At 57.6% G+C, this 11,646-nt stretch carries 13 protein-coding genes; 8 read left to right on the top strand and 5 right to left on the bottom strand.

Translation table 11 applies throughout. The features are described 5' to 3' along the window. The 4 genes from NW819_RS02555 to NW819_RS02540 form a co-directional block, all read left to right on the top strand. On the top strand, positions 1 to 114 hold a 114-nt coding region (locus tag NW819_RS02555), incomplete at its 5' end, for a methionine gamma-lyase family protein (RefSeq protein ID WP_414412794.1). 167 nt (positions 115 to 281) lie between these two features. Then, positions 282 to 1,088, top strand: coding sequence for a PPC domain-containing protein (locus tag NW819_RS02550; RefSeq protein WP_414329052.1), 807 nt, complete (start codon positions 282 to 284; stop codon positions 1,086 to 1,088). Between the two features lie 329 nt (positions 1,089 to 1,417). Beyond that, positions 1,418 to 1,624, top strand: coding sequence for a hypothetical protein (locus NW819_RS02545; protein WP_238376795.1), 207 nt, complete (start codon positions 1,418 to 1,420; stop codon positions 1,622 to 1,624). Positions 1,625 to 1,651: 27 nt separating this feature from the next. Continuing rightward, entirely contained in the window at positions 1,652 to 1,969 is a 318-nt protein-coding gene (locus tag NW819_RS02540; protein ID WP_011434105.1) for a TMEM14 family protein, read from the top strand. Here the strand turns inward: NW819_RS02540 and hypA are convergent. Genes hypA through argJ form a run of 3 tightly spaced genes read right to left on the bottom strand, consistent with a single transcriptional unit; the run spans position 1,966 to position 4,779 of the window. Continuing rightward, positions 1,966 to 2,364 carry a hydrogenase maturation nickel metallochaperone HypA gene (hypA, locus tag NW819_RS02535; RefSeq protein WP_011434106.1) on the bottom strand — a complete coding sequence of 133 codons (399 nt, stop codon included), beginning with the start codon at positions 2,362 to 2,364 and terminating at the stop codon, positions 1,966 to 1,968. The genes NW819_RS02540 and hypA overlap by 4 nt on opposite strands. A gap of 3 nt (positions 2,365 to 2,367) precedes the next feature. Next, the gene (speB, locus tag NW819_RS02530) at positions 2,368 to 3,546 is read right to left on the bottom strand and encodes an agmatinase (RefSeq protein ID WP_414329053.1); all 1,179 of its coding nucleotides are present in this window, start codon (positions 3,544 to 3,546) and stop codon (positions 2,368 to 2,370) included. 15 nt (positions 3,547 to 3,561) lie between these two features. Then, positions 3,562 to 4,779, bottom strand: coding sequence for a bifunctional glutamate N-acetyltransferase/amino-acid acetyltransferase ArgJ (argJ, locus tag NW819_RS02525; RefSeq protein WP_414412793.1), 1,218 nt, complete (start codon positions 4,777 to 4,779; stop codon positions 3,562 to 3,564). A gap of 196 nt (positions 4,780 to 4,975) precedes the next feature. Here argJ and NW819_RS02520 point away from each other — a divergent pair, with 196 nt between their 5' ends. After that, positions 4,976 to 5,797, top strand: a complete 822-nt coding sequence (locus tag NW819_RS02520) for an ABC transporter ATP-binding protein (protein ID WP_414412792.1) — start codon at positions 4,976 to 4,978, stop codon at positions 5,795 to 5,797. 47 nt (positions 5,798 to 5,844) lie between these two features. Beyond that, complete coding sequence (locus tag NW819_RS02515) at positions 5,845 to 6,861, top strand: ABC transporter permease (protein ID WP_414412791.1); 1,017 nt, start codon at positions 5,845 to 5,847, stop codon at positions 6,859 to 6,861. Positions 6,862 to 7,119: 258 nt separating this feature from the next. Here NW819_RS02515 and NW819_RS02510 read toward each other — a convergent pair whose 3' ends face one another. Together NW819_RS02510 and NW819_RS02505 are read right to left on the bottom strand one after the other, a co-directional pair. Further along, a complete protein-coding gene (locus tag NW819_RS02510; protein WP_414412790.1) occupies positions 7,120 to 8,067 on the bottom strand; it encodes a phosphate ABC transporter substrate-binding protein in 948 nt (315 codons plus the stop codon). Between the two features lie 104 nt (positions 8,068 to 8,171). Continuing rightward, on the bottom strand, positions 8,172 to 10,232 hold the full coding sequence (locus NW819_RS02505) for a ribonuclease catalytic domain-containing protein (RefSeq protein WP_414412789.1): 2,061 nt from the start codon (positions 10,230 to 10,232) through the stop codon (positions 8,172 to 8,174). A gap of 514 nt (positions 10,233 to 10,746) precedes the next feature. On the opposite strand from NW819_RS02505, the gene NW819_RS02500 reads away from it, so the two are divergent. Together NW819_RS02500 and NW819_RS02495 are read left to right on the top strand one after the other, a co-directional pair. After that, entirely contained in the window at positions 10,747 to 11,385 is a 639-nt protein-coding gene (locus NW819_RS02500) for a response regulator transcription factor (RefSeq protein ID WP_011434112.1), read from the top strand. A 94-nt stretch (positions 11,386 to 11,479) separates the two neighbouring features. Continuing rightward, positions 11,480 to 11,629 carry a hypothetical protein gene (locus NW819_RS02495; protein ID WP_414412788.1) on the top strand — a complete coding sequence of 50 codons (150 nt, stop codon included), beginning with the start codon at positions 11,480 to 11,482 and terminating at the stop codon, positions 11,627 to 11,629. Positions 11,630 to 11,646 lie beyond the last annotated feature (17 nt).

The raw sequence follows: 11,646 nt of genomic DNA, 5'->3' as shown, positions 1-11,646 counted from the left end.
TCTGCCGATGGGCCGATGCGGGATCCCTACACCGTCTACTTGCAGGGGGGAACCCATCTCTACCATGGGCGGCTGGCCCTAGAAGCCGTCTTGCAAGCTTGGGAAACCCTGTAGGCCAACAGTTTGCTCTCGGCTGAAACAGCAAGGAAGGGGCAAGCCAACAACCTCAAAACTCAGCACGAAGTTGGCAGAAGTTGTCGTCTCTGACCAACTTTTCGCTCAATCAATCAGGGGGTAGGATCAGTCTACAGTTGCCATTCTTTAGAAAGGGATCCCTTCCGATGTTGAGCTGGTATCGTTCTTGCGCATCTCCTCGCCGTTGGGGATCCCGTTTGACTCTGGCTCTGGTGGCATTGGGGTTGGCCGGCGGCTGTCGGCTGCTGGATCGGGTGGGAGAGAGAGGCTTGCCGGTGGGATCTGCGCTGACCCGTTCTGCTCTGTGGAGAGGCAGCCAAACCGTGACGGGAGCGCTGGAGGTGGGAGATCAAGTCAGCCGCCAGTACGGCAGCTTTTGGGATGGGATCCCCGTCACCGCTGAGCCGGGACAGATTTTGATTGCGGCCCTAGAGAGCGAAGATTTTGATGCTTATCTGGAGCTGGTGGACGGTCAAGGGCGGGTGATTGGCTTTGACGATGACTCTGGCCTGGATGTGAATGCCCTATTGGCAGTGCGTCTGCCGGAGGGAGGCACCTATACCCTGCGGGCCACCAGCTTTGAGCCGGAATCCACCGGCAACTACCGGCTCACCTATATCCTCACCCAGGTAGATTGGCAGGAAAGCCTATCGGGCCGTCTGCAGGAGGGATCCCTTCAGCATCCCGAGGATGGCAGTTGGATGGACGAATATCCCATTGCCGCCCGCGCCGGCCAGATCCTGATCGCTTCCATGACCAGCTCCGATTTCGATGCCTTTTTGCAGCTGCTGGATCCCAGTGGAGAAGTCAGGGCTTGGGATGATGACCAAGGGGGTGGAACCGATGCTCTGATGATTGCCTTTCTGCCCCGCACCGGCACTTATACCCTGCGGGCCAACACCCATAAGCCACGAGAAGAAGGAGCCTATAGGTTACAGTACGCCTTGCGCTAGCCCCTGCTCGCCCAGATTCCCTGTCTTACAGCTTGGATAAGGGGGCTTGTGAACCTTCTGATGCTGATGTCGAGATTTTGACAGGAATCATCGTTTTTTAACGCCTAATGTTGATATATGTCAGGAGTTGCCAGTTTACCTTCCTAAGATCCTCACAAAGCCAGAAGGGGCACTGCTTGCTGAGCTTTGTGGGAAAGCATAACGTCTTATCCTAAGTTGTGACGGAGCTGAAATATTGTCCTCGGGGATGAGGTCTTTTTTCTAGAATCGAATCGATGGCCTAGACCATTCTTTTGCAGTTCAGCCCCTATCTCCACAAAATGGATGCCATGACTCCTGAAATGGTACGCCAGTTTTGGTCTTTGGTCAGCGAGATTGGCAGGCCAGATTGGCTCACAAAGCGTGACGATGACTTGGTGAACCTGCTTCTGAGCGCCTGTCAGAAAAAACACGCCCTCAGCAGTGTCGATGCCTCAATTCTCAATCGCTACATCAGCATTCGCTTGCCCTTGATTCGCGATATCCTCGTGGATTAAACCTAGAGAGGACAAGGTTTTCCCATCATGCTGGCCGCACAAATCACCTTGCTGGTCTACGGGGCACTGCTTTTGGTGGGCGGAGCAATCGGCTATAGCAAAGGCAAAAGCTCCAAGTCTCTCATCGGGGGGCTGGTTGGGGCCGCCCTCAGCGGAGTCAGCTATGGGCTGCTGGGGGTGGATCCCCGCTGGGGGCTGGGCTTGGGCCTGGGGACGACAGTGCTGGGATCTATCGTATTCGCCCTGCGCTACCGCAAAACCCGAACGTTAATGCCTGCCGGCTTGATGTTCATCCTCAGCTTGGGAGCAGCTGTCCTTCTGGGACTTAGCTTTGGAGCGGCCTAGGCGACTTCTGGTTGCGCCGGTGGGGTGAAGTTTGTTGAACATTCGATGTAGTCAATTTCGATGTAGTCAATTTTCAGCTCTCGGCCCGAGCGAATCTCTTCCATCGGGGATCCACAGTTGGGGCAAGCATAGCGCCGGCCTATTTCTGGCTTGTATTCTTGGCCGCAGGGATGGCAATAGGCAATGAGCGGCGTTTCCCGGATGACCAACTGGGATCCCTGTAGGAAAGTACCCTGGGTTTGTGCGGCATAGGCAAAGGTTAGGCTGGCCGGCTCTACACAGGTGAACTGTCCTACCACCAGGTGCACCCGAGCGATCTGAGGCTGTCCCGGCTGACTTTGCCACCAGTCACGTAGTGTTTGGATCAAGGCGCGGGTCATGTCGGTCTCGTGCATCTCTTACCTCCAGTCGCCGGCCATTTCTGGCGTCGCCTCCGGGTGGATGTAGGCGGGCTTCTCTCGGCGCGGCAGTTGCCCAGATACCACCAAATGGGCCAGCGTATCGCAAATAACTCGGGTGGCCATTAGAGCTGTGATATCGCTAATGTCGTAGGGGGGAGAGACTTCCACCACCTCCAGGCCACAGATCGGTGCTTCCCGCACAATGCGCTTGAGCAAGTAGAGCGCTTCCCGCGGCAGCAGCCCACCCGGCTCTGGCCAGCCTGTACCGGGTACAAAGCCGGCATCGATGCAGTCGATATCGAAGCTGATGTACACACAATCGGTGCCGTCTAGGGCTTTTTCGAGGGCGAAATCGGCGGCTGCATCCAAGCCCATTTCGGTGATGTCGGTAACGGTGAGGATGTGGGTGGCCCGCTCCCGGCACACTTTCACCCCTTGCCGTGGCACTTGCCAGCCGCCAATGCCCAGTTGCACCAGGTTATGGGCCGGTGCGTTGCGGATGTTGGTGGCATGAAACCAAGGACAGGTGTGCATGCGCTCATCCAAGTCGGTTTCTTGGGTGTCCACATGGCGGTCGAAGTGGATGATGCCCATCTTCTTGTCCCCCAAGTGGCGACAGATCCCCCGCACCGTGGGAAAGCCAATCGAATGATCCCCGCCCAGGATGACGGGAAAGGCGCCAGACCCGAAAATGTGAGCTACCCCTTTGGAGATTTGGTCGAAGGATTTTTCGTTGTTGGCCGGGATCGTAAAAATATCGCCGACATCGCAGAGGGTGATCTGCTCTCGCAGATCGACGCCAAACTCAAAGTTGTAGGGGGTGTACAGAGCGGAAATGCGCCGGATCCCCTGTGGGCCAAAGCGAGTGCCGGGCCGATAGGTGGTGCCGGAATCGTGGGGTACACCCACCACTGCCACATCGTACTCCCCAACTTTGCGCACATCCTCCAGGTAGGGAGCCTTGAGGAAGGTGTTGATGCCGGCATAATGGGGCAATTCGCCACGGGAAAAGGTGGGGATGGAGCGATCGCCGATGCTGGCTGCTGCCTCGAGGCCAAACTCTAAGCCTCGACTCACCTCTTGCTGCCAACCGGATAGGGAAAGCCTCGCTTCCTTGGCCAGAGCCGCTTGGGCTTCGGTAGAAAAGCCGTTATTTGCGTTCGATTCGGTGGTCATGGTTGGGATCCCCCATTAGGTGGTGTATTCGGCGTTGATGCGCACGTAATCGTAGCTGAGATCGCAGCCCCAGGCCACGCCCTGGCCGGATCCCTGATGGAGATCCACGGTGAAGGTCACCGGATCCCCTTTCAAGTACTCAGAGGCTGCCTTGCGATCGAAAGCCAGGGGCATTCCCGCCTGCATGAGCAGAAAATCCCCCAGACGGATATCCAACCGGCGGCTGTCGAAGGGGATCCCGGCCCGTCCGGCGGCGGCTGCCACCCGTCCCCAGTTGGGATCGTTGCCAAAAGCTGCCGCCTTCACCAAGGGAGAGCTGGCGATCACACGGGCCATATGCCGGGCTGCCCCATCATCCACAGCCCCACACACCCGAATTTCCAGCAGCTTGGTAGCTCCTTCCCCATCGCGGGCAATGGCCTTAGCCAGATGAATGCAAACTTGGTTGACCATCTCCGCCAAAGTCTGGGCAGCTTCTGTGCCGGCTTGCAGGGTTGGGATCCCACTTTGGCCGTTGGCCAGAGCCAAGAGCATGTCGTTGGTGCTGGTATCCCCATCCACCGTGATTTGGTTAAAGCTGAGGTCAGCAGCTTGCTTGAGGATCTGCTGCCACAGGCGGGGATCCACAGCCGCGTCACAGGTTAAAAAAGCCAGCATCGTGGCCAAGTTGGGGTGGATCATGCCGGATCCCTTGGCAATGCCCCCGACCCTGACGGTGTACCCGTCGATCTCAGCTTGCAGGGCAACGCTTTTGGTCACCAAGTCGGTGGTGATGATGGCGCGGGCGGCGCTCTCCCCCCCCTCTGGAGAGAGGCTGTCGATAAGGCCAGGCAGGGCTGCTTGGATTTTCGGCATTTCCAGTTGTCGCCCGATGACCCCTGTGGAGGCCGTGAGCACCTGATGGGCCGGGATCCCCAACCGTTCTGCCACCCAGAGGGCCAGTTGGGCGTTGTTGCGCTCTCCTTCTTCTCCGGTACAGGCGTTGGCTTGCCCGGCATTGCAGAGGATGGCCCGCACCGGCTGCTGTTGGGCGAGGATCCCTTGGTTGTAGGTAACACAGGCTGCTTTGACCTGATTGGTGGTAAAAACGCCTGCCCCAACCGCATCGCACTCGGAAACGATCAAAGCCAGATCCGCAGCTCCTGAGGGCTTGAGGCCAGCGGCCACTCCAGCGGCTCGAAATCCTCGCGGGGCTGTAACAGCACCTGCAACCGGTTTAAATGGGGATCCCATGTGTTCCTTGGCCAGAGGGTGGTCGGCAACATCATACCGACTTGCTGCTCCGATTTGGGTCATCGCAAGCTTTCCGTGAGAAACTCTCTGGAAACCGGTTCTGAGGGAAAGAGTTGTAGTTACGCCTACCAAGCAGAGGCGGCAGAGAGGGTTATTTTGAAAGTGTGTGCTTCCTCTGCTCCGGGAATTGCCAGCCATGCCCACCCCTGTCATTACCCTCAACCATGTCAGCAAGGTCTATTCCAATGGCACGGTGGCTTTGCAGGACATGAATATGACCATCCAAGAAGGGCAGTTCGTTAGCTTGGTGGGGCCATCCGGCTGTGGGAAAAGCACAGTGCTACGGTTGGTGGCAGGTCTGGGGCATCTGACCACAGGCTCTATCGAATGGGGGCAAAATCTTGAGAAGGATGCTCCCCAAGGGGAACCCAAGTTGGCCTTTGTGTTTCAGGAACCGGCCCTTATGCCTTGGGCGACGGTGATGGACAATGTGCGTCTGCCCTTGAAGTTGGCAGGTGAGCCCAAGCCAAAAGCCGATCGAGATGTCTTGGAAGCTCTGCAACTGGTGGGCCTGCGGGGGTTTGAGCGCAGTTTTCCCCGCGAGCTATCGGGCGGCATGCGCATGCGGGTTTCCATTGCTCGCGCCCTGGTAACCAAGCCGCAGGTGTTGCTGATGGATGAACCCTTCGGAGCTCTGGATGAAATCACCCGCAGCAAGTTGAACAGCGACCTGTTGGAGCTGTGGCAAGAAAAGCGCTGGACGGTGATCTTTGTTACCCACAACATTTACGAGGCCGTCTACCTGTCCAACCGCGTGGTGGTGATGGCGGCTCGCCCAGGGCGGGTGATAGCCGATATTCCCATCGATGCGCCCTACCCTCGCTCGGAAGACTTTCGCACCTCTTCCCTTTACAACAACTACTGCCGTGAAGTGTCGGCCCGTCTGCACGAGGCCATGCACGGCTCAGCTCAGGATCCCCCCTATTTGCGCCCCCTCTCTGCTGGACGTTTGCGCTGATGGGATCCCTGGCTTAGCGGTGTTCTCTCTGTTGCGTAAGTCCCTTGATGCCCCAACCTCACGATATGTTCGACCTGTTTGTCCAGCTTCTCGAGCCATGGCGCCGTTGGCTGGGATCCGTTGTTGGCTTGGGGGAGAGCTGGCCTCTCCATTGGCCAGATTGGTCTCTGCCCAAGCTGACCGGCGCAGTTGGAGAAAAACTCGGATCCCAACCCACGGATGAGGCAGACATACCGAGTGCCGGCTCAGGGGTGCCTGCAAAGGGGTTGAATCTGGGCCGTTGGTTCAACCTGGAAGTGATTGCCCCCCTTATCGTCGGGATCCTCTTCTTGGTGGGCTGGGAAGTGGCGGTGCGGGTAACGGGAGTGCCCCACTACCTCTTGCCGGGGCCGATTTTGGTGGTGCAAACCCTCATCCGCGACTGGGGAACGCTTTTTCCTTCCCTGTTGATCACCGTGCAAATTACGGTGGTGGCCTTTTTGGCTGCCACAGTATCGGGGCTTTTGGTCGCGATTGTGTTCACCCAGAGCAAATGGATCGAGCGCAGCTTTTTCCCTTATGCGGTGATTTTACAGACGATGCCCATTGTCTCCATCGCCCCGCTGATCATCATTTGGCTGCGCAACAACACCTTTGCCGCGATGGTGGTGTGCGCCTGGATTGTGGCGTTTTTCCCGATTCTTTCCAACACCACTCTGGGGCTGAACAGCGTCGATCACAACCTGCTCAACCTGTTCCAACTGTACAAAGCCAACCGCTGGCAAACGTTGATCTACTTGCGGCTACCCAGTGCCATGCCCTATTTCATGGGGGGCCTGCGCATCAGCGGTGGCCTTTCTTTGATTGGGGCGGTGGTGGCGGAGTTTGTTGCCGGTACTGGCGGGCAGCGGGCCGGGATCGCCTACCAGATCTTGATCTCCAGCTTCAACCTGCAGGTGCCCCGCATGTTTGCGGCCTTGATCTTGGTCACCGGCTTGGGGATCCTGATCTTTATTTCCTTGAGTGCTCTATCCGACCGGGTGTTGGGCAAGTGGCATGAGAGCGCTGTGCGCCGAGAGAACTGAAAAATTGAACTTTGGTGAAAATTAGGGCCCCCTCTCTAACATCTAGGGTCATTTGGATTCAAACTAGGACGCTGCACCCACCCCTAAAACGTTGAACGCACGCGGCCAAAGGCTTTTCTCAATAGCTCAGGCGCCTCACTCTAACCTGAAACGACTAAGTGCCTTGAATAGGAGCAGGTGGAAGGCGTCTTCTGGAAAAGCCCAGAGATATCGCTGCGCTTGCTGTCGGCGGCTATCTCAGATGCTATTTTTGGGTTGCTATCGGAGGGGGATGAACTCAGTGCGGCCAATGATTTGCTGGCCTTGATCCGAGAGCGCGTAGTTGATGAAATCGGCCACCACAGGGCTAGTCCTCTGAGGTGCCACCAAAAACACATTCCGCGCCAAGGGGTAGCTGCCCCTCTGGATGGCCTCACGGGTGGGCATCTGGCCGTCGATGGGCACAATCCGCACCGTTTGCTGGTTTTGCACCTGATCGACAGTGCTGTAGGTGATGCCATCTTCTCCCAAAGCCCGCAGCAGCGGGGTGGTGACATCTTCTGTGGCGGTGGTGAAGTAGGGAGGGTTATCGGGAGCGAAGGGCAGCCCCAACAACACGAGTTCTTGGAAAACGCTGTAGGTGCCGCTCTGGGGGGCGCGATTGAGGACCCGAATCCGCCGATCCGGGCCGCCCACCTGGCTCCAATTGGTGATCCGACCCTGGAAGATATCGGCCAATTGCTGCAGCGTCAGTCCTCCTTTGTAGGGGTTGTTCACCCCCACCGCCACCGCCAGGGCATCTTTGGCCACCGGGATCGCCTGTAGACCCGCCTGCACTTCGCTGGCATTGAGGGGGCGGGAGCTAGCGGCCATCTGGATGCGACCTTCCATCAGGGCCTTCAGGCCGGCATTGGATCCATTGGGCTTGCCATCCGGGATCCCATAGGTGAGGGGAATGCCGGGGTTGCGCTGGGTGTAGCCTCCCTTCAGGGCCAAGACGATCCGGATCATCGTGACGCTGCCATCCATCTGGAGCACTGCTGGGTTGGGCAGAGAAGTATCCAGATTAACGGCGTTGGCAGGCGGGTTGGGGATAGGAGGCGTGTTCTCTCTATTCAGGAATGAGTCCAACAGGCCGGAACGATAGGCATACCAGCCGCCGCCTCCCAGTATCGCGAACAAAAGAATGTAAACGATTGGAGGTGGGCCGGAAGGTCGTGCGGTCATGGGATCCCTCCTAAAGAAAATTCACGATCCAGACTTCTGAGACTTCCCCCCTCTGTTGTATCAGCTATCCACGCAGATTGGGTGAGCGACAGGTCAAGGCATATCTATCCGCCCATGGCAGCCTCTCGTCCCACCTCGCGCAGCTCAATTACGTCCGCACGGGGATCCGCCTGCACAACTTCCAACTCGATCCAAGCCCCCAGAGGAATCTGGCGTTCTAGGCGCACCGGCACCCGAAAGGCAATCTCATCCAGCATGGCCAACACCAAGTTTTCCTGCTCGCGCAGGTAGCCCAAGACCAGAGCCCGCCAAATTTGCCCCGGTCGCAGGCGCAGGTATTCGATGCTCCAATAGCGCTTGGATTTCCGCTCCACCTGGTTGGCCTCAGCGGTGCCCGGCTCAATCCCCAGCAGCAGCTGCTGCACATCCGCCTCCGTCAACGGCAAGGGATCCCCGCGCAAAAAGGCCTTGATCTGGTAGTGGGCCACCAAGTCCAGGTAGCGCCGAATCGGGGAGGTAACCTGACAGTAGGCATCGAGACCCAGCCCTGTATGTCGCCCTGGCTGGGTGGCTACTTCCGCCCGCGATAGACAGCGCATGATCGCAAAAGACCGAACCGGCCCCTGAGGGTACCTATCCAGCACTTCGGGTGGGGGTAAGTCGGGAGCCGGCTGCAGACGATAGGGCACCGGGATCCCATTTTGGCTGGCGAAGCGGGCCGCCACCTCGCCGGTGAGCACCATCATTTCCGCCACCATCTGCCGCGCAGGAGTATCCTCGATTACCCGGAGGTGGGGGATCTCGTCGATGACCTTGATATCTTGCTCCGGCAGGCCGATCTGAATGGCCCCCTGAGCCATGCGCCACCCATAACGCCACTGGGCCGCCCGGGCAATAGCCGTCAGTTGGGCCTCTGCCCCCAACTCCAACATTTCATCGGCATCTTCGTAGGTGAGGCGGTAGGTGACTTTGATCTGGCTGAGGCAAATTTCGGAATCCCGGATCTGGCCGTCGGATCCCAGTAGAATGCCAAAGCTAAGGGCAGGCCGCACCTCTCCCTGCACCAAGCTCATCGGGCCGGTGGACAACTCCGGTGGGAACATCGGGATCACCCGCTCCGGCAAATAGACACTGGTGCCACGCTTGCGGGCTTCCAAATCGAGGGGATCCCCCCACTGCACCCAACAACTGGGATCGGCAATGTGGATCCAGAGCTTCACCGCGTCATCCGACCAGAACTCGACGCTGAGGGCATCGTCGATGTCGCGGGTGCTGGCATCATCGATGGTGTAGGTGTGGAGATGGGTGAGATCCCGCCGCAGATGGGGATCCCAGAAAGAGGGAGGCTGGCTGAGCAGGGCTTGGGTGTATCGCTCCACCGCCTTCGGGAACTGGGTTGGGATCCCGGTGAGGCGCAGGGCCAGGTTCTCGTGGCGGCTCCACAGCCCCAGAGCCACCAAAGCCTCAAAGGCCCCCTGCGGAGTGTCAGGAAACCCCATCAGCTCCAGCAGTTGCGAGGCCCGTTCCCGATCCGACGGGTTGAGATTGGAAGAGAGATCCTCGTGGCTGCGAATGGCTGCTGCTGCTCCCTGCAGGGCCAGGCGCTCCAGCACCTCCAGGCGGGCCCGCTCGGCAGGAGTCCAGGGATACCCTTGGCCGGGATGAGCCAGAGCCTCCCGCAGGTGGGCCTCAAACTCTGCTTGTTCCTGCTGCCGTTGTTGGGCGACGGCCATTTGATGGAGGATCTCCTTCACCTGAGCCGGAGTGCGGGGTTCGTAGCTCTCCCCCTTTTGCTTGAAGTAGGTGCGATCCTCGCTCAAGAGGCGATAGGCGGCATAGGTAGAGACCGGAGAATCATCAGAAAACAACAGCTGAGCCATTTCGGCCAAGCTCAGGGGCTGACGCTCCTCCTGCACCAGTTCCCAGGCCAGCGCCAAGCTTTCGGGATCCAACTTTGCTTGCACCGCCTGCCAAAAGCCGGGGATGTCGGAAGCCGTGAAGCTGGATCCCCCGTTCAAAGCAAAGGTAATCTGGCGAGGGTGAACACTATGAACCTGCCCAGAAGGCACCCCCAGCAGTAGGTTCTTCTTGCCCTCGGTGCCCTGAACCACTGCCAACACACGGTCGTTATTGTAACGAAACTCCACCAGTGTGCCCTTTTCCACCCGTTCTCCCCATGTCGGCTGTCGTTAAAGCGCAGGCTTTCTTCCATTCTCCATCAGCTCTGCCCGCCTGCCTACCTGGAAACCCCAGCCAGAAGACGTACGGGCACTTGAATAGGTAGCAGATGTTAGATATATCGGTACTTAAGCATATAGGTATGTGATATATAGACACACGAGATATAAATTTTTGGGTAGATTGCGGTTATGTGTTGGGCACTGCGATTTCAGAGCAGAGGCCAGCTCTGCCAGGTTTGTGGGATAGGGTTACCAGCCAGGGCTCCTAAATTCCGTAGAGATACTGTTGCCAGCATTTCGCAAGTGAATACTTCCACTTCTTCCATGTGTGATATCCTAGAGACTAGAGGTAGGGCACAGTTACCATAGGCTGCTCCCCAATTGAGCAAGCAAAAGGGTGGTACTCAAGAGTCGTTTCCCTACAGTGAAGGTCACGGAAACAAGAGATTCCGTATTTCTTCACCTAAAACTTTTTAGCTTAGCGCTCAAAAGGTAAACCGTGGACAACCCAAAGCGACTGTTGCTCATCGATGACGATCCGAACTTAATCCTGCTGGCCAAGGACTACCTAGAGTTTCGCGGTTATGAGGTGGTGGCGGCGAGCAACGGTCTGGAGGGGTTGGAAGCGATGCGCCATTTCACACCAGACCTGATCATCTGCGATGTGATGATGCCGGAGATGGATGGCTATACCTTTGTGGAAACCATTCGCTCCAACAGTGCTACGGACTGGATACCTGTGATTTTTCTGTCGGCGCGTGGGCAGACGGCGGATCGGGTGCGCGGCCTGACCACAGGGGCAGATGTTTACATGGTCAAGCCCTTTGAGCCGGAAGAATTGGTGGCGCAGGTGGAGTCTTCTCTCAAACATACCGAGCGCCTGTTACAAGTGCAGAATGTGGGCATTCAGCCGGTCATAAAACTGGATCGGGAAATTGAACTTACGCCAACAGAAACTAAGGTGATCCAGTACGTGGCCAGGGGCCTGTCCAACCGCGAGATTGCCGAAGTTCTTGGGGTGAGCCAGCGCACCGTTGAAAGCCACGTCAGCAACATGCTGGGCAAAACCGGCCTGCACAACCGCACAGAACTGGCCCGCTGGGCGATAGAAAGTGGTCTGGGCAAAAAACCGTTGTAATTCCCGCCACCCCTTTCAACGGCTGGAGAACTCTATCTCCTCGGCGCGATTGGAGATAGGGTAGTGATCGCACTTGAAGGGCAAGGTAACTGGGGTGGGCAAGTCTTTTCAAAAATTGGCGGGGGAGGATCTGCTGGCCTTGCCCCAACGTACATTGGCCGCCGATTTTCACTGCGTTACCCAAAAACTGGGTCTAAAGCCCCGTCCTTCCAGGACAGTTTTTGCCCTGTTGTTGTCATTTTAAACAGGAATGAAACATTT

It is taken from the genome of Synechococcus sp. R8-2 (genome assembly GCF_047461715.1).
Classification (GTDB): Bacteria; Cyanobacteriota; Cyanobacteriia; order Thermostichales; family Thermostichaceae; genus Thermostichus.
This window is presented reverse-complemented; position numbering and strand designations above follow the sequence as displayed.

Bases quoted from the DNA above. Each gene is read 5' to 3' on its own strand.
- argJ (WP_414412793.1), bottom strand. From the start codon at position 4,779: ATGGGATCCCCATTTAAACCGGTTGCAGGTGCTGTTACAGCCCCGCGA.
- NW819_RS02540 (WP_011434105.1), top strand. From the start codon at position 1,652: ATGCTGGCCGCACAAATCACCTTGCTGGTCTACGGGGCACTGCTTTTG.
- NW819_RS02545 (WP_238376795.1), top strand. From the start codon at position 1,418: ATGACTCCTGAAATGGTACGCCAGTTTTGGTCTTTGGTCAGCGAGATT.
- speB (WP_414329053.1), bottom strand. From the start codon at position 3,546: ATGACCACCGAATCGAACGCAAATAACGGCTTTTCTACCGAAGCCCAA.
- hypA (WP_011434106.1), bottom strand. From the start codon at position 2,364: ATGCACGAGACCGACATGACCCGCGCCTTGATCCAAACACTACGTGAC.
- NW819_RS02515 (WP_414412791.1), top strand. From the start codon at position 5,845: ATGCCCCAACCTCACGATATGTTCGACCTGTTTGTCCAGCTTCTCGAG.
- NW819_RS02550 (WP_414329052.1), top strand. From the start codon at position 282: ATGTTGAGCTGGTATCGTTCTTGCGCATCTCCTCGCCGTTGGGGATCC.
- NW819_RS02520 (WP_414412792.1), top strand. From the start codon at position 4,976: ATGCCCACCCCTGTCATTACCCTCAACCATGTCAGCAAGGTCTATTCC.
- NW819_RS02510 (WP_414412790.1), bottom strand. From the start codon at position 8,067: ATGACCGCACGACCTTCCGGCCCACCTCCAATCGTTTACATTCTTTTG.